The organism is Streptomyces sp. NPDC048142 (assembly GCF_043202835.1).
In the GTDB taxonomy this organism is placed as follows: domain Bacteria; phylum Actinomycetota; class Actinomycetes; order Streptomycetales; family Streptomycetaceae; genus Streptomyces.
Map to the genome: position 1 here is coordinate 75,369 of NZ_JBIDBC010000023.1, position 20,774 is coordinate 96,142.

Consider the following 20,774-nt stretch of genomic DNA (forward strand, 5'->3'; position numbering starts at 1 on the left):
CCCGTGGGTAACTGGCGCTGCTTTGATGGGTGGCACCCAGTACGCCCCCCACCACATCGCAGGAGACCTCGTGCCGAACACCGCGCTCCGCCGTCTGACCGGCGTGGCACTGTCCGCCACACTCGCCACGGTCACGCTCGCCGTGACCGCGCCGCAGGCAGCGGCTGCCGAGACCCCGTCGCTGCGGGTGCTCTCGTACAACGCGTTCCTCTTCAGCAAGAACCTGTACCCCAACTGGGGCCAGGACCACCGAGCGGCCGAGATCCCGAAGACCTCGTTCTTCCAGGGCAACGACGTCGTGGTGATCCAGGAGGCCTTCGACAACGGCGCCTCCGACGCGCTGCTGCGGAACGCCGCCCCCCAGTACCCGTACCAGACCCCGGTGGTCGGCCGGAGCAAGAGCGGCTGGGACGCGACGGGCGGTTCTTACGCGGCGGCGACGCCGGAGGACGGCGGCGTCACCATCCTGAGCAAGTGGCCGATCGTGCGCAAGGAGCAGTACGTGTACAAGGACGCGTGCGGCGCCGACTGGTGGTCCAACAAGGGCTTCGCGTACACGGTGCTGAACGTCGACGGCGCCCGGGTCCACGTCGTCGGCACCCACGCCCAGTCGACCGACCCCGGCTGCTCGGCGGGCGAGGCGGCGCAGATGCGCAGTCGGCAGTTCAAGGAGATGGACGCCTTCCTCGACGCGAAGAACATACCGGCCTCGGAACAGGTCGTCGTGGCGGGCGACTTCAACGTCGACGGGCACTCGGCCGAGTACGCGTCGTTCCTCTCCGACGCCGGCCTCAGCGCGCCGGAGACCCGGACGGGCCACCCGTACTCCTTCGACACCCGTGACAACTCCATCGCCTCCGAGCGCTACCCCGACGACCCGCGCGAGGACCTGGACCACGTCCTGCACCGCGCGGGCCACGCCAAGCCGTCGGGCTGGAAGAACGACGTGATCAAGGAGGAGAGCGCCCCCTGGACGGTGTCCAGCTGGGGCACGGACTACACGTACACGAACCTCTCCGACCACTACCCGGTGATCGGTTCCGGCCAGTAGCCACACCCCGCCATGACGTCGTCGCCCCTTCCGCTCCTCGCCGGAGGGGACGGCGACGCCGCCGGGCTCCTGCCGATATATCGTGGCCAGCGCTTGTGTCCGGAAGCGCGGGAGGGCCGGTATGGACGAGGGGCAGGACCAGTGGATACGGGTGCCGGTCGGGGACGACGCGGCGCGCTGGGCCACGCGGGTGCGATGCCGGCGCGTGCTGCTCGTCGTGCACAACGTGACCTCGGCGACCCGGCTGCTCGACGTCCTGCCGCTGTTCGACGACGACCTCGGGGTGCAGCTCCTCGCCACCTGCACGGGGTCCTCGGCGTTCCGGTCGGGCGTCGCCGACCTGCTCGCGGACACGGGGGTGCCCGTACTGCCGTGGGAACAGGCTCTCGCGACGCCGGTGGACCTGGCGATCTCGGCCAGCTTCGGGGGCGAACTCCACGCGATCCAGGGGCCGTTGGTCGTCCTTTCGCATGGAATTGGCTATACTAAAAGGCTGGCGGCACCGAGCACCGAGCACCGAGCACCGAGCACCGAGCACCGAGCACCGAGCACCGAGCACCGAGTTTCGGATGCGGATGCGGATGCGGCAGGCGCGCCCCGGAGTTCGCCTCCTCCTGTCTTCGGGCTCGCACCGGACTGGCTGCTCTCGGACGGCGTCCCCCTCGCCGACGCACTCGTCCTCTCCCACCCCGAACAGTTCGACCGGCTGGCCGCCGCCTGCCCGGAAGCGCTGCCCACCGCCGTTCTCGCGGGTGATCCCTGCTTCGACCGGATGCTGGCGGCACGCCCGTACCGCGACCGGTTCCGCAGAGCGCTCGGGCTGCGGCGCGGACAGCGTCTCGTGCTGCTCAACTCCACCTGGAGCCCGCAGTCGTTGCTGGGCGACGGAGGCGGAGACGGGTCCGGTGACGATGTGCTGCCCGCGCTGCTCCCCCGGCTCACATCGGAACTTCCCGCCGACGAGTACCGCATCGCCGCCGTGTTCCATCCCAACATCTGGCACGGCCACGGTCCCGGCCAGATCAGGGCCTGGCTGGACCGGGCCAGGCGCAGCGGCCTGGCGCTGATCGACCCGCTGGAGGACTGGCGGCAGGCGCTCCTCGCCGCCGACCTGGTCATCGGGGACCACGGCTCGGTCACCTATTACGCCGCCGCGCTCGGCACCCCCGTTGCCCTGGGAGCCGCACCCCTGGACAGCCTCGACCCCGATGCGCCCGTCGCCGACTTCGTCCGGACCACGCCGAGGCTCGACGCCCGGTCGCCCCTGCGCGGCCAGGTGGACGCGCTGATCGAGAGCCACATCCCGCAGCCGGGCCCGATGCGCTTCACGTCCTCCGTTCCGGGCGAGGCGGCGGTACGGCTGAGGCGCGCCTTCTACGCGCTGATGGCCTCCCCCGAGCCGTCGGGTCCCGCCCTGCTCGTACCGCTGCCGCTGCCCGCCCCGGAGCCCGCTCGCCGTACGGCTCCCCTGTGGGTGCTGACGCGTTTCCTCGCGGGGCCGGAGGTCGTCGTGACCCGGTACGCCGATCCCGCCCGGGAGCCGGCCGGGACGGGGGACGCCCACCTCGCCGTTCACGAGGACACCCGTGATCCGGGCCAGCTCGACCTGGCCGACGTCGTCTTCCGGGACGGCTCCCCGGACGACCCGCGGTTCGGCCCGCCCGGCCGGTGGGCCGCCGAGGTACTGGCACGGCACCCGCACTGCGCGCTCGCGGCGTACGTCACGGGGCCCTCGTCCTGCGTCGTACGGACCCGTGACGGCACCCTCTCCCGGGTCACCGCCGGAGCGAGGGCCGACGCGGACCCGGCGGTGTACGCGTCGGCGGTGCACGCCTGGCTCGCGGCGGGCGGGACCCGCGCCGCTCTGGTCGCGGACGGCCTGACCGTCCGTACGGGCAGCACCGCCCACCACGTGGTGGTCACGACCGAGACGGACGAGCCCACTGCGGGCGGAACGCGGCCGCGCCCCCGCCCTGCCACTGCTCCTGCTCCTGCTCCTTCCCCTACTGCTTCTCCTGCGCCTACTCCTGCGGACCGGAGCACCGCTCACGCAAGCGGCGCAGATACTCCACGTGCTGGTCGGCGTTCTCCTCGGACAGGATCCTGATCGCCTCGTCGATCGGCGGCAGCGCCTCGGCGGGCTGCTCACGGGCCAGCAGGATCTCGGCCAGATCCGTGAGCGCCCGTGCGGTGTTGTACGCCTCGCCGTTCGCCCGGAAGGCGGCCAGCGCGCGCCGCACATGCTCCTGGGCCTCGTCCAGCCGACCGAGACCTCGCAGGGCCCGGCCCCGGTGGCGTTCCAGCAGAGCCCGCGCTCGGGGCACATCCGCCGCGCCCTCGTCGTCGGGGCCGATGCCGTCGAGGACGGTGCGGGCCTCGTCGAAGCAGTCGTACGCGTCTGCGAAGCGCCACTGCCGCAGCCGCAGCAGGCCCAGGAACTCGATGGCGGAGGCCAGACCGCGGGTGTGGCCCGCCGCCCGCTCGTCGCGTGCGGCTGCCGCCGCCTCCGCACCGGCCTCGTCCCCGAGCTGCAACTCTCCCAACGTGTGGGCCAGTTGTGCGTGAAGGGCGCCCGCGGTACGGCTGCCGGGGAACTGGGCGTCGGCGACCGCCGTCCCGATCCGCAGGGCCGGGAGCAGCGCCTCGTGGTGGCCCGCTTTGAGCTGGAGCGGCCACAGGGCGCGGCAGAGTGTCAGCACCGTGTCCGGCTTTCCGAACTCCTCGGCGGTCACGACGGCTTCGACGAGGTTGGGCAGTTCCACGGCGAGACGTGCCACGGCGTCCCCTCGCCCGGCGTAGGCACCGGCAGGGCCGTCGGCCGGGGAGTCCGGTACCCGCCAGCTCTCCGGGAGTGCGGCCCGCGCCGCCGTCACGGACAGGCGCAGGTAGTAGTCCACGGCGCGGGTCGTGGCCGCCGAGCAGCCGGCGATGCCCTCCTGGCGGTATGCGGCTTCCTCGGCGTGGGCGCGTACGGACGGCCGGTAGCGGTAGCGCCCGTTGTCCGTGTGCTCCAGCAGCAACGCGTCGGCCAGCCTGCCGAGCAGTTCCTCGGCGGCGTCGACGTCGACGCCCGCGACCTGCGCCGCCGCCTCCGCGTCGAAGGCGGGCCAGAGCCGCAGCCCCATGAGGCGGTAGAGCCGGGCCGCGTCCGGCTGCAGCAGCCGGTAGGCGTCCTCCGCGGCCGTACGCATCGGGTCGCTGTCGCTCATGGTGAGGCCTCCCGTCGGTTCGCGATGGGACAGTGGGGGCGGCGGGGCCGCGGTGAGCGGCCCGGGGTCGAGGAGTCTGGGTGCGGCTGCACGCAGGGCGTACGGCGATCCGCCGCAGCGTGCCAGCACGGCGGGGAGCGCGGCACGGGCGGAGCGCATGACCTGCTTGCCCACGATCTTGGTGAGCAGGCGGGACGCGTCCCGGTCGCTGAGGGGCCCGACGGGCACCGGGAAGGCGTCGAGACCGGAGAGCGGGCGCCGGGCCACGACCAGGGTGAGAACGGAGGGCGCGGAGGTCAGCAGCGGTGCGATCTGCGCGGCGGACCGGGCATGGTCGAGGACGAGGAGCAGCTTGCGGTCCGCGACGATGCGGCGGAAGACATCGATGCGCTCAGCCTCCGAGGGCGGGATCTGCTCGTCGCGCAGCCCGAGTCGGCACAGCAGTTCCCGCAGGGCGCTGCCGGCGGTGTGGGCGCTGCCCGCGCCGCGGCGGCCGAGGTCCACGTAGAGCTGCCCGTCCGGGAACAGGTTCTCCGCCCGCCAGCCCCAGTGCACGGCGAGGGCACTGGTGCCCATGGAGTCGTCCCCGTACAGCAGGGCGACCCGGGGGCGCCCGTCCGCCTTGCGGGCCGCCTCGCGGTCCAGCAGCCTCATCGCCCCCTTCCGGTCCGTGAAGAAACGTACGGAAGCGGGCAGCCGAGGCCGTCCGATCGTTGTCCCCGTGGTCTGCACGCTGCGGGCGAACGCGCTCCAGGTCCTGGCGAGTTCGGGGTCGCTGTGCACGCTGTCGTGGATGATCCGCGCCACGGCGTCCCGGTCCTCGGGCCGGGTCGGCGCGACGACCTCGCGCCCGGCCATCCGCCGGACCAGCCCGCCCGCGGTCTCCCAGGCCCACTTGCCGGCCTCGCTCGCCACGCCCGATCCGACCGCGCCGAGCACCGCGGTGATGGCGGCCATCGATATGGGATCCAGCATGCGGTGCGCCCCCTGTTCCCGCCGGTCCGCCCGGTGCACCCCTCCCGGGCACCGCCGCGACCGATCGCAGGAATCAACGGTATCCGCTGGACCGGCGCGCTGACGGGCTGCCAGGGGAACGGAAGAGGTCCTCCGACGCCTTCCGAAGCCGGGCCGAAGCCGGGCCGGAGCCGGTCCGGGGCGGGGCCGGAGCCGGTCCGGGGCGGGGCCGGAGCCGGTCCGGGATGCTGGCGCGGAGCCGGTCCGGGATGCTGGCGCGGAAACGAACGATGCACACCGAAGGAGTACCCGTGAGTGATCCGCAGCAGCCGTTCACGCTCATCCCGGGGGCCGTCGACTCGCCGGTCCTCCTGCACGTACCGCACGGATCCCGCCGCATCCCCCAACAGGTGCGCGAGGCGATCACGTTGGACGATGCCGCCCTGGAGCACGAGCTCGACCACATCACCGACGCCCACACCGCCGAACTGGCAGCCTCGGCGGCGGCGATCGTCCCGTCCACCCCGTGGCGCTTCGTCAACAACCTCTCCCGGCTGGTCATCGACCCGGAACGCTTCCCGGACGAACGGGAGGAGATGCTCGCCGTGGGCATGGGCGCCGTCTACACCCGCACCACCCACCGCGAGCCGCTCCGCCCGCCGCAGGCGGACCCGGGACCGCTGCTGGAGGCGTACTTCCACCCGTACGCCGACGCGATGACGGCGGCGGTCGATGCGCGCGTCGCCGCTGCGGGCCGCGCGGTGATCATCGACGTCCATTCGTACCCGACCGCACCCCTGCCCTACGAGCTCCACGGCGCCGGTCCCCGCCCGCCCGTCTGCCTGGGCACCGACCCGTTCCACACCCCGCCGGAACTGCTCGCGGCGGCGGAGAGGGCATTCGGCGGCCGCGTCGGCCACGGCGGCATCGGGCACAACACCCCGTTCGCGGGTACGTACGTCCCTCTCCAGCACTACGGAACGGACCGCCGGGTCACCGCGCTGATGATCGAGATCCGCCGCGACACGTACATGAGCGAGCCGGGCGGACCGGCCGGGCCGGGGCTCGACACGCTGGCCGGGGCGCTGGCGGAGCTGGCGCGGTCATGCTGACCGGGTGGAACCGCCCTGACCGACCGCTGGGGCCGGTTCCCCCGTACGACGGCCCCGGAACACCGTCCGGGCCTCCCTGGACCTGCGACCGCCCGCCCCAGAGGCCGACCGCATCCCTGTCCGCCGCCGTAGCCGCCGGCGGCTGGGAGCCTCCACGGCCGAGGAAGAGGCCGAGGAAGAGGCCGAGGGAGGTCGGGCGTTCGCTGCCAGGAGGTGAGGCTGTCGCCCCGAGCCTCGCCTCCCGCGAACCCGGCGTGCTCCGCTCCTCCGACAACGGGGCCCGCCCGACGGGTGATCGGGCGGGCCCTGTTCCGGTCATCCCGGGCCTGGCTCATTCACGCACAGGCCGCGGCCCCGCCAGGAGGCGGGTCTAGCACTTGGCGGAGTACGGCAGGTTGCCGTACTTGTTGCCCGAGAAGTAGATCGCGCTGGAATAGCCCCACCGCCCGTTGCCGTTCTTCGCGTAGATCCACACGCTGTTGGTGGTGCCTTCGGCGGTCACCGTCTGGCCGAACTTCCAGCAGCTCACCGTGTAGTACCTGTTCGCGTAGAGCTTGCCTATCACGCCGTAGCTCCCGGACGGTCCCGTCCGGTGGTTCACCGTCTTCCAGACCTTGCGGGCGTACAGGGCCTTCGCCTGGACCTGGTCGGCCGCCGGTACCACCTCTGTCTGCTGGGTGGACTCGGCAGCCGAAGCCGCACCGGACGTGCCGAGAATTCCCGCGAAAGCAATCGCCCCCGCTCCGACAGTGACGGCCGTACGTCGCATAAGAGTTCGCATGTTGTTCCTCCTGAGTCATGGTTCCCGGTGGCGCGGACACGCCCACAGTTCTGCGCTGTTGAGCAACCATGACCGACCTCGGCCGAATCCGGCCATGACGTTCGGGCTCACCAGAAAAGCCGAGTTCACAGGGGGGAACAAGATGCTCCACATCTTCTGCCGAGGGCGCTTTCGCCGACGCACTCCGAAGCGCCCCGTCGATCCGGTGCTCCTGCCCGTCCTGTGCCATCCGGCGCTCGGGAGCCCGGTACCCCCTCCCCTTCCCGGGCCACCGGGGCTACGACTGGGCAGTCACCCGAGCGGCAGGAGGCTGCGCGGCGGCGCAAGCGCAGAGGGCTGCGCGACAGCCGCAACCGCGGGGATCCGCGCGGCGGCCGCGAGCCGGAGCGCCGCGCTCCACCAGCGATCTCGCTACCCGATCTCCACCACCCGCGCCCATGCCGGCGGTCGGCGAGGCACGTAGCCGGGGTTGTCCTCGTCCCAGGAGCGGCGCCTGTGGTCCCTCGGGAACAGGCCGACGACCGTGCGGCACGCCGGCTGCGCGGCGGGCCACGGGGTCTGACCGTCCGTCAGGACCACGATGGCGTCGGGACGCGGCTGCGCCCGCAGTGCCGTGGCGAAGCCCGTACGCAGATCCGTGCCGCCGCCTCCCAGCAGCGGGATGCCCTCGGCCTGGCACAGCGGGTGGACCACCCGGGTCGCCGCGTCGCACGCCAGGACGGTGACCAGGTCGCGGCGGCCGCCCACCGCACGGGAGATGGCGGCGACTTCCAGGAGGGCGCTGCCCAGTTCGGCGTCGCTGACCGAGCCGGAGGTGTCGATCACGACGCAGACCCGGGGCGGTCTGCGGCGCAGGCTCGGCAGGACGACGCCGGGCAGTCCGGTGGAGCGCCGCGACGGGCGGCCGTAGGTGTAGTCCTCCCCCGCACCGGCCCCGGAGGCGGCCGAGCGGACGGCGGCGCCCAGCAACTCCCGCCAGGGCTGCGGAGGATGGAACGCCTCCTCCGCCCACCGCTTCCACCCCTTCGAGGCGTTTCCCGGCCGGCCCGTGATGCCCTGCGCCACCCGGAAGCGGACCGCGTCCTGTTCCTGCGCGCTGAGCCCGTGCGCGCCGTCCGGCCCCAGATCCCATTCCCGCTCCAGCCCGTCGGCGCCGCTTCCGCAGTCCAGCCAGGCGATGTCCCGGGTGCGCGGGCCGAGGCGGAACTGGTACAGGTAGTCCTCCATGAGCTCGCCGGGCCGCAGGTGCAGGGTCGACGGGTACACGATGCCTTTCGGCCGGGCCAGTCCGTCGCCGTACACATCGTCGTTGATCTCGCAGTCGGCGGCGATGTTCATCCGCAGCCGGTCGCCGGGGCCGGTCAGCCCGCGCTGCCGGGCGACCCGGTCGCTGCGTCCGTGGTGGTCGCGCAGCAGGTGCGACACCTCGTGCACCCAGACCCCGGCCAGCTCCTCGACCGGGGTCCGGGCCACGAAGGACGGCGAGACGTAGCACCGCCAGTGCCGGTCGACGGCCATGGTCGGCACCTGCCGTGACTCCACGGTGTGCAGGGCGAACAGGGCCGTCGCCAGGTAGGGGCGGACCCGGGCCGCCTGAAGACGGGCGGCGAAGAGTTTGTCCAGGTCGAGCGCGCTCGGCGCGGCCTTCGTCGTCATCGGCCCGCCGTGGCCTTCGTCTTCGCCGCGACCCGGGCCGTGGCCCGGTCCGCGCGCCCGGACAGGGACACGACGCCCGCGAGCTGTTCGATGGTGGCCGGTACGTCCCAGTCCTCCTGGCGCAGCGCGGCGAGGGTCGTCGCGGGGACGACCACCAGATCCGGGGCTCCGGTCTCCAGCGCCCGGACGAGCAGCGCCCACGCGGCGTCCCAGCGGGCCCTGTCCGGGCGGGTACGGATCGCCGCGACGACCCCTTCGAGCGCGGCCTGCCGGAGGTCTCCGCGCTCGGGCAGGACGGCGCCCGCCGGGTCGGCGAGGAGGTCCTCCGGGTCCGGAAGGTCCATCCGGTCCAGGCTCGCCAGCAGCTCCAGCCCCGGGCCGTCCCCCACCGTGCCTCTGACCAGCAGGGACAGCACGTCCCGGGAGGATCCGGCGGCGGTCGCGAAGGCGATCAGGTTCAGCGTCATGTCCCAGCTGCGCGGCGAGGGCCATGGGCCGCCCCGGCGCGTCTCGGTCGTGGGCAGCCGGTGGACGAGCGTGGGCCTGGCGGAGAGGAGCCCGCATACCGCGCGCCGGGCGAAGTCCACTGCCTCGGGCAGCGTTTCGGGGTCGAGGCGGGGCAGTGTCGCGCGGGGCCAGGTGCCGGCGAGTCCGCGTACGACGACCTCGTGCTCATGTGCCCACTGGAGGTGGACGAAGCGGTTGGCGAGCGGCGGGCTCAGCTCCCAGCCGTCGGCCGCCGAGGAGCGCGGGTTGGCGGCGGCCACGATCCGTACGCCGGGCGGGAGTTGCAGCGCTCCGATCCGCCGCTCCAGTACGAGGCGCAGGAGCGCGGCCTGCACGGCGGGCGGTGCGGTGGAGAGCTCGTCGAGGAACAGCAGGCCCTTTCCCGCCCGTACGAGGCGAACGGCCCAGTCCGGCGGGGCCATCGGGACTCCCTGCTCGGCGGGGTCGTCGCCGACGATGGGCAGCCCGGAGAAGTCGGACGGCTCGTGCACGCTGGCGATGACCGTGGTGAGCGGCAGGTCCAGGGAGGCGGCGAGCTGGGTGAGCGCCGCGGTCTTGCCGATCCCCGGCTCGCCCCAGAGCAGCACGGGCAGGTCGGCGGAGACCGCCAGGGTCAGCGCCTCCAGTTGGGTGTCGGGACGCGGCTCGGTTGTGGTGTCGCGGAGCAGACTCATCAGCGCGTCGGCAACAGCGAGTTGAGAGCCGGGAGCGGAGTCCGTGAGCACGGGCGCGGGCGCGGCGGACAGCGTGTTCGTGGGCATGAGTGATCACCTGAGGGTATGCGAGAGGGCGAATGAGCACGGGTGCGTACAGGGGTGGATGGGAGTGGACGGGGGTGTGGGTGCAGACGCGGGTGGTCACGGAGCGGGCATCGACGGGCCCGGTGCCCCCGGAGTCAGCGGACGGCTGTGTGGCGCGGGCGCCGGGCCCGGCGCGGACGGCGGTCGACGGGGCGGCGCGGGTCCGAGCGGTGGCGGATGGGGCCGGGCCCGAGCAGGTCGGCCCGGAACAGTCCGTAGGTGATCCGCCGTTGCGCGGCGGCCTCCAGTTCGTCCCGCAGCGGACCGTCGCGCAGCACCGCCTCAGGACCGAGCAGCCCTTCGACGACGGCCAGCGCACCGGCGATGTCCCCGTGGTCGAGGCGTTCCCGGACACCGGTGAGGCAGTCCGGCCTTCGGTGCGCCTCGTCGATGGCCTGGAGACAGGGCAGTGGAGTGCCGGTCAGAGCGACCAGCAGTTCCTCGCGGCGGACCTCGGCCGGGTCGTGGTCCAGCGGAGCGAGGGCCCCTCCGACCAGGCCGATCCGGTGCTGGGCACCCCGGCACTCCACGAGGCGCACCGCTCCCGCCCGATCGCCGGTGCGTGAGCGAGCAGATGCCGAAACCGGCTGCGGGAGGTCCGGCACGAGGGCCCGCGCGACCAGTGGGTGCAGCTGAGCGGCCTCGATCGCCCCGGTGCGGAGCAGATCGAGGTCGGGCAGCACCCAGGTGGCCGCGTCCGGCAGTACCGGTGCCGTGGAAGCACCGCGCTCCGGGGTCGCCGCCGCGATCCGCGCGACAGGCGTCCCCCGGCCGTCCTCCATGTGCAGGAGAAGCCGGTGCCGGCCGCCCAGCCGCACGCTCACCGTTGCGTCCGGCTGCTGCCCTTCGGCCCGGAGCAGGATCGCCGCCTCCGCCGCCCACCTGCCGACGGCACAGCGGCGGTCCGGCGGCACGGCGCCCCACGGACCGGGGTCGGCTGCCCTGGCGGCGTGGCCGGTCGACGGGTCATCCAGCCCGGAGCGGATCCGCAACTCCCCGGTCCTGCGCGCATCCCACAGATGCCGGTGCAGATCGAGGCGGTAGCGCCGGTTCGGATGTGGGTGAGGGTGTCGGCGGGCGCCCGGTTCGGTGTGCGAACCGTCCCACAGCGCGAGGCTGATCCGCTGTCCGGCGTCCGCCCAGGCGGGCGGGGTCCGGACGACCAGGTGAAGGGGGCCCGGCCCGTCACGCTCCGGTGGGTCGTAGCGGGCCAGCGCGATCGTCAGCCCCGGGCGCAACAGCCCGTGCGGGGCGATTCTCGGCAGGTGCCAGCGCAGCAGGTCGGGAGCCAGGTGGCGAAGGTCCGCCCGGATGCGGGCGGTGAGTTCCCGGCCGTGGCTGCGTGCCACGGACCGGAGGCGGAGATCGATGTCGACGCCTGCCGCGGCGCACGCTCCTGCCCAGTCCCCGGCCTCACGGCGGGCGGTCGCAGTCTCGATCATGGTGGCCGGTACGGCGAACTCGCGTACGCGCGGCCAGAAGGACGGGTGGGAATCCCGATTCGCGTTCGAAGTGAGCATCAGCACTCACCTTGCGCGGATGGGTCCCCCGATCTGCTCTTGGAGTGATTCATCGCCGGAAGCGTAGCCCGCCTCGACGGGATGCGCCAGGAATTTTCTTGCCACCCGAACTGCCTTTCCCTCCCGCGTGCATCACCTCGCAGCGACCAGGCCGGCTTGCGGCGGGCGGGGGCAACGGCAGAGGACGGGCCGCTCCCCGCGTGGGGCGCGGCCCGTCCTCGTAACCGTGCGTGGGGCGCGGCCCGTCCTCGTCCCGTCGTCAGATCGGCCCGGCGAAAGGGCACTCGCTCATCCGGGAGGAGCGCACTCGCTCAGAAGAAGACCCCGCACCGCAGCAGTACGTTCGCGTACGGCCGGGCCTCCCCCGTCCGTACGACCAGGCGGGCGGCCGAAGTGAGCGCTTTCACCTGGTCGTGCGGGACCAGTTCCAGCCCGGGGAAGTGACCGGCCAGCAGCGCAGCGGCCTCCGGGTTGGCCTCGCGGATCTCCTCGGCGGCCGTCGCGCCCTCCACGACCAGCTCGTCGAGCAGGCCGTCCAGCACCTCGGCGAACGACGGGACCCCGGCGCGGAAGGCCAGGTCGACGACGCGGGGGCCGGGCGGGATCGGCATGCCCGCGTCGCAGATCAGGACGCCGTCGCCGTGACCGAGTTCGGCGAGCGCGCCTGCCAGGTGACGGTTGAGGATGCCCGACTTCTTCACAGCGCGTCGACCTCCTCCAGGGTCGGGAAGGACTCCTGCGCCCCCCGCGCCGTGACCGCCACCGCGCCCACTCTGACCGCGAAGGCCGCCGCCTCCCGCAGGTCGTCGCCACGGCCCAGACGCCAGGCCAGGGCCGCTGTGAACGCGTCCCCCGCGCCGGTCGTGTCGAGGGCCTCGACCTTCGGGCTGACCAGGTGGTCCAGGGAGTCCGTACGGCTGTCGGCCACCAGGGCCCCGGCGGCGCCCAGGGTGATCACGACCGAGCGGGGGCCCAGTGCGAGCAGCGCCGGGGCCCAGTCCTGCGGTGTCTCCCCGGCGTCCTCGCCCAGGATGTACCGCGCCTCGTGCTCGTTGACCACCAGCGGATCGCAGGCGGCGAGCACCTCCTCGGGGAGCGGGGCGGGCGGGGACGGGTTGAGGACGAGGCGGGTGTCCGGCCCCCGGCCGCGTACCGTCTCGGCCACCGTGTCGAGCGGGATCTCCAGCTGTACGGAGACCACCCGGGCGGCGGCCAGCAGCGGGGCCGCCGCTTGGACGTCCTCGGGGGTGAGGCGGCCGTTGGCCCCCGGCGAGACCACGATGCTGTTGTCGCCCGAGGGGTCGACGGTGATCAGGGCGACGCCTGTGGGGGCCCCGCCCACCAGGACGCCGTCCGTGTCCACGCCCGCCGCGCGCTGGGTCTCCAGCAGCAGGCGTCCGTGGTCGTCGTCGCCGACCCGGGCGAGCAGGGCGGTTCTGGCCCCGAGGCGGGCTGCGGCCAGCGACTGGTTGGCGCCCTTGCCGCCGGGGTGGACGGCCAGGTCGGAGCCGAGGACCGTCTCGCCGGGTGCGGGGCGGCGCTCGACTCCGATCACCAGGTCGGCGTTGGCCGACCCGACGACCAGGAGGTCGTACCGGACCTCGGGGGCGTTGTCGTGCATGTGCGTGCTTCCTGCTTTCTTCGTTCCCGGATCAACAGGCCGGTTCGCGTGCCGGGTTCAGGAGAAGTCGGCGACGTTCTCCCGGGTGACCACCTTGACCGGCACCTTCACCATGCTCTCGACCTTCTCGTCCTTCGCGGCCTTCACGGCGTTCCGCACCGCGATCTTCCCCAGTTCGGCGGGCTGTTGGGCCACCGAGGCGTAGAGCGTGCCGGCCCCGACCGCCTTCAGGCCGCCCGGGGTTCCGTCGAAGCCTACGACCGAGACGGACTTCCCGGCCTTGCTGCCGAGCGCCTTGACCGCGCCGAGCGCCATCTCGTCGTTCTCGGCGAAGACGCCGGTGACGCCGGGGTGCGACTGGATGAGGTTCGTCATGACGTCCAGGCCCTTGGTGCGGTCGAAGTCCGCGGGCTGCTTGGCGACCACCTTGATGTCCGGGTACGCCTTCAGCCCCTCGGTGAAGCCTGCCCCGCGCTCACGGCTGGCGGAGGTGCCGGCCGTGCCCTGGAGGATGACGATGCTGCCCTTGCCGTCGAGCTTGTCGGCCAGCGCGTCGGCGGCGAGCTTCCCGCCCGCCACGTTGTCGGAGGCGACGAGCGTCGCGGTGTCCGCCTCGTTGACGCCCCGGTCAGCGGCGATCACGGGGATGTCCGCCTTGTTGGCGCTGCGGACGCCCGGTCCGACGGCGTCCGAGTCCACCGGGTTGACGATGATCGAGGAGACTCCCGAACTGGTGAAGTTCTGGAGCTGGTTGGCCTGCTGGGAGGCGTCGTTCTGGGCGTCGGTGACGGTGAGGTCGACGCCCGCCTTCTCCGCCTCCGCCTGCGCGCCCTCCTTCATCTGCACGAAGAAGGGGTTGTTGAGCGTGGAGAGGGACATGCCGATCTTCGTCGTGCCCCCGGAAGAACCGGAGTTGAAGAAGGAGACCGCACCGACGACGACCGCCACGCAGAGTGCCGCACCCCCCAGTTTCAGCGCGTTCCCGCGACCGGCCCCGGGCGCGCCGGGGGTGGTGCCCGCCGAGGAGGCCGCGCCCGAACCGGCCTTGCGGCGCAGCGTGTCGAGCAGGACGGCCAGCGCGATGACGACGCCGATGACGACCTGCTGCCAGAACGCCGACACGGAAAGGAGGTTGAGGCCGTTACGGAGGACGGCGAGGATGAGCGCGCCGATCAGGGTGCCGGACGCCTTGCCGACGCCGCCGGCCAGGCTCGCCCCGCCGATGACGACGGCGGCGATGGCGTCGAGTTCGTACCCCTGGGCGGCCTGCGGCTGCGCGGAGACCAGGCGCGAGGCCAGGACGATGCCCGCGACGGCGGCGAAGAGGCCGGACAGGGCGTAGATGACGATCTTCTGGCGCTTGACGCGGAGCCCGGAGAGCCGGGCCGCTTCCTCGTTGCCGCCGATCGCGTACATCGAGCGGCCGATGAAGGTGCGGCCGAGGATCAGTGCGGTGATCAGGCCCATCGCGATCATCACGAGGACCGGTACGGGGAGCCACCCGCCGAGTGTTTCGCCGAGCACCGAGACGGAGTCGGGGAAGGCGATCGGGCTGCCCTGCGAGATGACGAGGGAGAGACCGCGGGCGATCGAGAGCATCGCCAACGTCGCGATGAACGGCGGGAGTTTGCCGTACGAGACGAGGGCGCCGTTCACGAAGCCGCAGGCGATTCCCGTGAGAATCGCGAGCACGACCGCGAGGACGACCGGCACCCCGGCCGATGTCGCCGACCAGGCGAGGACCGTCGCGGACAGGGCCGCCACCGAACCGACGGACAGGTCGATGCCCGCCGAGACGATGACGAAGGTGACGCCGAACGCGAGGATGGCGGTGACGGCCGCCTGGACGCCGACGTTCAGCAGGTTCTGGGTGGTCAGGAAGTCGCCGGAGAGCAGCGACATCGCCACCACCAGGACGACCAGGGCGCTCAGCGCGCCGTTGTCGAGCAGGACGCGGCGTATCACGGAGATCCCGCCCGTTCCCGCGCCGGTCTTGGCTGTCTCAGTGGCCACGGGGGCCCTCCTCTTCCTTCTTCGGTGCGTGATGTCCGGTGGTGGGGGCAGGGCCCCGGGTGGTGGTCGGGGTGCCGACGGCGAGGGCCATCACGGCGTCCTGGGTGGCTTCGCCCGCGGGGAGTTCCCCGGCGATCCGGCCCTGGGCCATGACGAGCACCCGGTCGCTCATGCCGAGCACTTCCGGTAGATCGCTGGAGATCATCAGGACGGCGTGCCCGGAGGCGGTCAGCTCGTTGATGAGCTGGTAGATCTCGACCTTGGCGCCGACGTCGATGCCCCGGGTGGGTTCGTCGAGGATGAGTACCCGGGTGTCCGCCAGCAGCCATTTGCCGATGACGACCTTCTGCTGGTTGCCGCCGGAGAGCGTGCGGACATGCTGGCCGAGGCCGGACATGCGGACGCCGAGCTGCTGCGCGATGCGGGCGGCGGCCGTGCGCTGCCCCTTGAGGTCCACGAGCCCGGAACGGGTCGCGGACCGCAGGGTGACCAGGCCCAGGTTCTCCTGCACGGAGGCGTCCAGGACCAGGCCCTGGCCCTTGCGGTCCTCCGGTACGAGTCCGATCCCGGCGCCCATCGCGGCGGGGACGTCGTGCCGGGCGAGGCGTTCGCCGCGTACGTCGACGGTGCCCGCGTCGTACGGGTCGGCGCCGAAGACCGCGCGCACCACCTCCGTACGCCCGGCGCCGACGAGGCCGGCGAGACCGACGACCTCACCCGCGCGCACATCGAAGCTGATGTCGTGGAAGACGCCGTCCCGGGTGAGTCCGCGCACGGACAGCAACGCCTCACCCGTGTCGGCTCGTTCGCGCGGATACTGCTGCTCTATGCTGCGGCCGACCATGAGCCGGACGAGTTCGTCCTCGGGGGTCGACGCCGGAACCTGATCGACGCTGCGGCCGTCGCGGAGGACGGTGACGCGGTCGCCGAGTGCGGCGATCTCCTCCAGGTGGTGGGTGATGAAGACGATCCCGACGCCGTCCTCACGGAGTTGGCGGACGATCGCGAAGAGCTTGTCGACCTCCTCGGAGGTGAGCACGGCGGTCGGCTCGTCCATGATCAGGACACGGGCCTCCAGGCTGAGCGCCTTGGCGATCTCCACCATCTGGAGCCGGGCGATGCCCAGTTCACGGACCTTGGCGTCGGGCCGCACGTTGACGCCGACCCGGCGCAGCAGCTTCTCCGCGTCCTGGCGCATCCGACGGTGGTCGACGAGCCCGAAGCGGCGCGGCTGGCGGCCCAGGAAGATGTTCTCGGCGACGGTGAGATCGGGTACGAGGTTGAACTCCTGGTAGATGGTGGCGATCCCGAGCCGTTCGGCGTCCTGCGCGCCCTCGATACGGACCTCGCGGCCCTCGGCCAGGATGCGGCCGCGATCGGGGCGGTAGGCGCCGGAGAGCATCTTGATGAGGGTGCTCTTGCCCGCGCCGTTCTCGCCGAGCAGGACATGGACCTCGCCTCTGCGGAGGTCGAAGTCGACGTTGTCGAGCGCCACCACGCCGGGAAAGGTCTTGCGCAGACCTTCGATGCGCAGCAACTCGTCTGGTGCGGTCACCAGTTGCCTGTCCGGTGCGGTCACCGCTCGCTCCTCTGGTTCGATGCGGCCCCGCCGCACGAGCGGCGTACGACGAGGCGGGCGGGCAGGGTGACGGACTGCGGAGTCCGTCCTTCGATCAGGTCGGCCAGCGCGCGCACGGCGGCCCGCGCCAGGTCGGCGGTCGGCTGGGCGATGGCGGTGATCGGCGGATCCGTGTGGACGAACCACGGGATGTCGTCGAAGGCGGCGAGCGCGATGTCGTCGGGCACCCGCAATCCCCGGGCCCTGATCGCGTCCAGCGCGCCGAGGGCCATCAGGTTGTCAGCGGCGAACACGACCTCGGGCGGCTCGGCCAGCGCCAGGAAGCGCTCGGTGGCCCGCCGGCCGCTGGCCGCCTGGAAGTCGCCCTGCCCGATATAGGTGTCGGGCAGGGCGAGCCCGAGTTCCCGCATCGCGTCGCGGAAGGCCTCGACGCGCTCGTTGCCGGTGGTGGTGGCCGCGGGCCCGGCGATGATGGCGAGCCGGCGGTGACCGAGTCCGTGCAGATGCGCGACGAGATCCTTGACCGCGCCCGTACCGTCGGCCCGCACGACGGGGACGTCGATACCGGGGATCCAACGGTCCACGAAGACCATCGGCGTACCGCTCGGAGCGACGTCCCGCAGCACCGGGGACCCGCCGTCGGCGGGCGACACGAGGAGCCCGTCGATCCTGCGGTCGATGAGCGTGCGGATGTGATGGTCCTGGAGCTCGGGCCGCTCGTCGGCGTTGCCGATGATGACGCTGTAGCCGAGCGCGCGGGCCTCCTCCTCGACGAAGCGGGCCAGCTCGGTGAAGTACGGGTTGAGCACATCACTGATGACCAGGCCGAGAGTGCGGGTCTGCGCGGTGCGCAGCGACCGTGCCACCGCGTTGGGCCGGTAGCCGAGAACTTCGACGGCGGCGAGGACGCGGGTGCGCGCCTCTTCACTGACGGACGGATGGCTGTTCAGCACGCGCGAGACCGTCGCGACGGACACGCCCGCCTCGGCCGCGACATCCTTGATGCCCGCCATGTCCGGACCACCTCCTTGTGGTTTCCGTACACCTCGAAACCTGGGGGCCGACCGGTACGGACTGGTGAGAGACCGGTGGGTGCGACGCCGTGGAATCGATTACACGGATGATTGGAATCGATTACATGGCTGAAAACAAGACCCCATCCCGTGTCCGAGACCAGATCGTGACGGGAGGGAGTGACGGCTGCTGAAGCGCCCCGCGTTCAGCGCCGCTGGAACCGGACCCGTCGCTTCCGTACTACTGCGAGGGCACCGGAGCGGCCGCTTCCCGGTGGGCCGCCGGCCGGACGGCGATTTCGCGGAGGCGTCCGCGCGTACCTCGTTCCCCCGGGGTCATCTCGGCAGACACCGGCCTGAAGAAACGGGACCCGTGACACCGGGCGGCCGACTCCGCGCGCTCAACGTGCCGATCGCCGGACCGCCCACGCCCATCCACCGCCCACCCGGTAGGCGCCGTCGGCCCGCACCTGCGGGACGGCCCGGTCCACCGGGTTTCCGCACGGCCGCCGCGAAGGAACTGTGCCCCGCCGACGCGGAGATGGTCGTCGCGCCTCTGAAGACGGAGCGCAAAAGCCCGCTGCGGCCAGGGATCGCGGGCCTGTCGGGCGTCTCCGGCTCATGTCACCGAACCGTAAGCCCTGCGGCCCCCGCAGGGCGGGGAGGGTGGATCTAGAGTCACTCCCATCCCGACCACACAGGAGTCCTCCATGCGCGCCCGCACCGTTCTGCCTGCCGCCCTCGCCGCCGCCCTGCTCGCCCTCACGGGGTGCGGATCGGACAGCGGCGCCGACAACGAGACGGCGGGCACACAGCCCTCGGGCTCCTCGTCCCCCGAGCAGCCGCCGGCCACCTCCGACGCCGACGCCGACGCCGACAGCGATGGGACCACCGCTCCCGCGGTGCCGCAGGCACTGCGGTTCACCGCGAACACGGTGGACGGGAAGCCGTTCGACGCCGAAGCACTGGCGGGCAAACCGACCGTGCTGTGGTTCTGGGCGCCCTGGTGCCCCAAGTGCAAGGCCCAGGCCACGGCGACCGCGAAGGTCGCCACCGACTACGCGGGCGAGGCCAACGTCGTCGGCGTGGCCGGTCTGGACAAGAACGAGGCCATGAAGGACTTCGTCGCCGACACGGGGACCGACGGCTTCCCGCAGTTGTCCGACGAGAAGGGCGAGATCTGGAAGCGCTTCGAGGTCACCGAGCAGAGCCGGTACGTCATCCTCGACAAGGCAGGGAAGACCGTCTACGAGGGTGTCCTGCCCGGGGGCAAGGGGCTGGCCGAGAAGGTCGCCGGACTGACCGGCTGACTCGCGATGTCCGACCTCCCGCTCGCCCTCGCGCTCACCGCGGGCATTCTCGCCGCCGTCAACCCGTGCGGCTTCGCCCTCCTCCCCGCCTACCTCTCGCTGCTCGTCCTCGGCGACGACAGCCCCACCCGTGGTGTCGCCATCGGCCGGGCTCTGACCGCGACCGCTTCGATCACCGTCGGTTTCGCCGTCCTGTTCGGCGTGTTCGGCCTGGCGATCCAGCCGGTGGCCGGACAGGTCCAGGAACATCTTCCCTGGTTCACCATCACCTTCGGCATCATCATGGCCGCCGCGGGTGGCTGGCTGCTGGCCGGCCGCCAACTGCCCGCCCTCATGCCGAAGGTCCGCCGGGCGCCCACCGTGACCCGGTCCATCCCCTCGATGGCCCTGTTCGGCATGGCGTACGCCACCGCGTCCCTCGGCTGCACCATCGCCCCGTTCCTCGCCATCGTCGTCTCCGCCTTCCGCAGCGGCTCCACCACCGAGGGAACCGTCCTCTTCGCCGCCTACGCGGCCGGCATGGGACTCATCGTCGGCGTCGCTTCCCTGACCGTCGCCCTCACCCGCAGCACAGCCGTCAGCCAACTGCGCCGCGCCGGCGCACTCACTCCCCGTATCGGCGGCGGGCTCCTCCTTCTCGTCGGGGCGTACGTCGCGTACTACGGCTGGTACGAGATCCGCGTCCAGCGTGACCCGGCCACCACCGACCCGGTCATCGACGGCGCGGGCGCCGCCCAGCGCGTCCTGGCCGACGCCCTGGACGACATCGGTCCCGCCACCCTGGCCGGGCTCCTGGCCGCTCTGCTCCTGACGGCCTGGGTCATCCACCGCAGGAACGCGCGCCGCTCCTCCCGCACACAGGCCCGGCCCGCCTCGCCCTCGCCCTCGCCCTCGCCCTCGGAGCACACCGACTGATGCGACCGGGTAGGCGGCCCGCAGGACCATGAAAAGGTCTTGGCCCGGGTGGCCCACCCGGCGCACCCGTTTGAGGCGGCCCGATGACTTTCGCATCCACGACCGGCTACGCAGCAAGGTCACGAACGGCTTGATGGCCGGGGAGAGCCCCCAGAGGTCTCGGCGAACATGCGGCACCACTCGCCGGGCTGCACCACGGCCCGGTACTGGGCACCCACGTAACGACGGAGCGCGGAAGCTCGCTGCCTCCGGTGCGGGCGGACACGGCCTGTCATCCCCGGCCTGACCCAGCCAGGACGTCTTCGGAGCCGGCCACTTTGCCGTATCGGCAGCTCCGGTACCAGCAAGTCCCGGAGCCCCTCGGCCCGCACAGCCACCATGCGCACCAGTGCTTCACGCTTCCGCGCGTACGCAACCATGGCCCGCTCTCTCGTGCGCAGCAGCATGAGCGCGGGGTTTCGGCGCAGGGGGCCGGCGTCCGCACCCGGCGCGGCGCCGAGCGCGCGATCGGATGCCTAGATGCCTAGATGCCCGGATGCCTAGATGCCCGGATGCCCGGATGCCCGGATGCCCGGATGCCCGGATGATCAAGCGTACGACCGTGATCCGGACCCGTATCGCATTCGCCAAGCGGTCCTGCGGTGCTTCACCCGCAGCCCCTGGCTGAACCCGCACCCTCGGCCAGTGCCCCGTTTTGCACCCTTTGCGGATGGTAGCCCTCTGTGCTCACATG

At 72.3% G+C, this 20,774-nt stretch carries 15 protein-coding genes; 5 read left to right on the top strand and 10 right to left on the bottom strand.

The annotated features are described in order from the left end of the window. Window positions 1-70 precede the first annotated feature (70 nt). Window positions 71-1,051, top strand: coding sequence for a sphingomyelin phosphodiesterase (sph, locus tag ACGF2Y_RS25725; protein WP_392951957.1), 981 nt, complete (start codon window positions 71-73; stop codon window positions 1,049-1,051). A 121-nt stretch (window positions 1,052-1,172) separates the two neighbouring features. After that, entirely contained in the window at window positions 1,173-3,158 is a 1,986-nt protein-coding gene (locus ACGF2Y_RS25730) for a hypothetical protein (protein ID WP_392951831.1), read from the top strand. Here the strand turns inward: ACGF2Y_RS25730 and ACGF2Y_RS25735 are convergent. Next, the gene (locus ACGF2Y_RS25735) at window positions 3,073-5,235 is read right to left on the bottom strand and encodes a tetratricopeptide repeat protein (RefSeq protein WP_392951833.1); all 2,163 of its coding nucleotides are present in this window, start codon (window positions 5,233-5,235) and stop codon (window positions 3,073-3,075) included. The two genes, ACGF2Y_RS25730 and ACGF2Y_RS25735, sit on opposite strands and share 86 nt — an antisense overlap. Window positions 5,236-5,504: 269 nt before the next feature. Between ACGF2Y_RS25735 and ACGF2Y_RS25740 the strand changes: the two genes are divergently transcribed. Next, complete coding sequence (locus ACGF2Y_RS25740) at window positions 5,505-6,326, top strand: N-formylglutamate amidohydrolase (RefSeq protein ID WP_392951836.1); 822 nt, start codon at window positions 5,505-5,507, stop codon at window positions 6,324-6,326. A 370-nt stretch (window positions 6,327-6,696) separates the two neighbouring features. Here the strand turns inward: ACGF2Y_RS25740 and ACGF2Y_RS25745 are convergent, their stop codons facing one another. The 9 genes from ACGF2Y_RS25745 to ACGF2Y_RS25785 form a co-directional block, all read right to left on the bottom strand. Further along, window positions 6,697-7,107 carry an SH3 domain-containing protein gene (locus tag ACGF2Y_RS25745; protein ID WP_392951839.1) on the bottom strand — a complete coding sequence of 137 codons (411 nt, stop codon included), beginning with the start codon at window positions 7,105-7,107 and terminating at the stop codon, window positions 6,697-6,699. 411 nt (window positions 7,108-7,518) lie between these two features. Continuing rightward, window positions 7,519-8,763, bottom strand: a complete 1,245-nt coding sequence (locus ACGF2Y_RS25750; RefSeq protein WP_392951841.1) for a VWA-like domain-containing protein — start codon at window positions 8,761-8,763, stop codon at window positions 7,519-7,521. Further along, window positions 8,760-10,031 carry an AAA family ATPase gene (locus ACGF2Y_RS25755; RefSeq protein WP_392951844.1) on the bottom strand — a complete coding sequence of 424 codons (1,272 nt, stop codon included), beginning with the start codon at window positions 10,029-10,031 and terminating at the stop codon, window positions 8,760-8,762. Before ACGF2Y_RS25755 ends, ACGF2Y_RS25750 begins: the two co-directional genes overlap by 4 nt. A 134-nt stretch (window positions 10,032-10,165) precedes the next feature. Next, window positions 10,166-11,590: a hypothetical protein gene (locus ACGF2Y_RS25760; protein WP_392951847.1), complete on the bottom strand. Its 1,425-nt coding sequence runs from the start codon at window positions 11,588-11,590 to the stop codon at window positions 10,166-10,168. A 311-nt stretch (window positions 11,591-11,901) separates the two neighbouring features. Continuing rightward, a complete protein-coding gene (rbsD, locus tag ACGF2Y_RS25765) occupies window positions 11,902-12,291 on the bottom strand; it encodes a D-ribose pyranase (protein ID WP_392951850.1) in 390 nt (129 codons plus the stop codon). Next, entirely contained in the window at window positions 12,288-13,211 is a 924-nt protein-coding gene (locus ACGF2Y_RS25770; RefSeq protein WP_392951852.1) for a ribokinase, read from the bottom strand. The genes rbsD and ACGF2Y_RS25770 overlap by 4 nt, the downstream gene beginning before the upstream one ends. Window positions 13,212-13,268: 57 nt before the next feature. Then, window positions 13,269-15,224 (bottom strand): substrate-binding domain-containing protein, encoded by a 1,956-nt coding sequence (locus ACGF2Y_RS25775; RefSeq protein WP_392951855.1) that lies wholly within the window; start codon window positions 15,222-15,224, stop codon window positions 13,269-13,271. Beyond that, the gene (locus ACGF2Y_RS25780) at window positions 15,214-16,803 is read right to left on the bottom strand and encodes a sugar ABC transporter ATP-binding protein (RefSeq protein WP_392951857.1); all 1,590 of its coding nucleotides are present in this window, start codon (window positions 16,801-16,803) and stop codon (window positions 15,214-15,216) included. Before ACGF2Y_RS25780 ends, ACGF2Y_RS25775 begins: the two co-directional genes overlap by 11 nt. Beyond that, complete coding sequence (locus ACGF2Y_RS25785; RefSeq protein ID WP_392951860.1) at window positions 16,800-17,816, bottom strand: LacI family DNA-binding transcriptional regulator; 1,017 nt, start codon at window positions 17,814-17,816, stop codon at window positions 16,800-16,802. Before ACGF2Y_RS25785 ends, ACGF2Y_RS25780 begins: the two co-directional genes overlap by 4 nt. Before the next feature lie 710 nt (window positions 17,817-18,526). Here ACGF2Y_RS25785 and ACGF2Y_RS25790 point away from each other — a divergent pair. Together ACGF2Y_RS25790 and ACGF2Y_RS25795 are read left to right on the top strand one after the other, a co-directional pair. Then, complete coding sequence (locus ACGF2Y_RS25790; RefSeq protein WP_392951862.1) at window positions 18,527-19,126, top strand: redoxin domain-containing protein; 600 nt, start codon at window positions 18,527-18,529, stop codon at window positions 19,124-19,126. A 6-nt stretch (window positions 19,127-19,132) separates the two neighbouring features. Next, entirely contained in the window at window positions 19,133-20,041 is a 909-nt protein-coding gene (locus tag ACGF2Y_RS25795) for a cytochrome c biogenesis CcdA family protein (RefSeq protein ID WP_392951864.1), read from the top strand. Window positions 20,042-20,774: the final 733 nt, after the last annotated feature.

Coding starts and splice junctions, on each gene's coding strand:
- ACGF2Y_RS25730 (WP_392951831.1), top strand. CDS start 1,173: ATGGACGAGGGGCAGGACCAGTGGATACGGGTGCCGGTCGGGGACGAC.
- ACGF2Y_RS25735 (WP_392951833.1), bottom strand. CDS start 5,235: ATGCTGGATCCCATATCGATGGCCGCCATCACCGCGGTGCTCGGCGCG.
- ACGF2Y_RS25740 (WP_392951836.1), top strand. CDS start 5,505: ATGCACACCGAAGGAGTACCCGTGAGTGATCCGCAGCAGCCGTTCACG.
- ACGF2Y_RS25745 (WP_392951839.1), bottom strand. CDS start 7,107: ATGCGAACTCTTATGCGACGTACGGCCGTCACTGTCGGAGCGGGGGCG.
- ACGF2Y_RS25750 (WP_392951841.1), bottom strand. CDS start 8,763: ATGACGACGAAGGCCGCGCCGAGCGCGCTCGACCTGGACAAACTCTTC.
- ACGF2Y_RS25755 (WP_392951844.1), bottom strand. CDS start 10,031: ATGCCCACGAACACGCTGTCCGCCGCGCCCGCGCCCGTGCTCACGGAC.
- ACGF2Y_RS25760 (WP_392951847.1), bottom strand. CDS start 11,590: ATGCTCACTTCGAACGCGAATCGGGATTCCCACCCGTCCTTCTGGCCG.
- ACGF2Y_RS25770 (WP_392951852.1), bottom strand. CDS start 13,211: ATGCACGACAACGCCCCCGAGGTCCGGTACGACCTCCTGGTCGTCGGG.
- ACGF2Y_RS25785 (WP_392951860.1), bottom strand. CDS start 17,816: ATGGCGGGCATCAAGGATGTCGCGGCCGAGGCGGGCGTGTCCGTCGCG.
- ACGF2Y_RS25790 (WP_392951862.1), top strand. CDS start 18,527: ATGCGCGCCCGCACCGTTCTGCCTGCCGCCCTCGCCGCCGCCCTGCTC.
- ACGF2Y_RS25795 (WP_392951864.1), top strand. CDS start 19,133: ATGTCCGACCTCCCGCTCGCCCTCGCGCTCACCGCGGGCATTCTCGCC.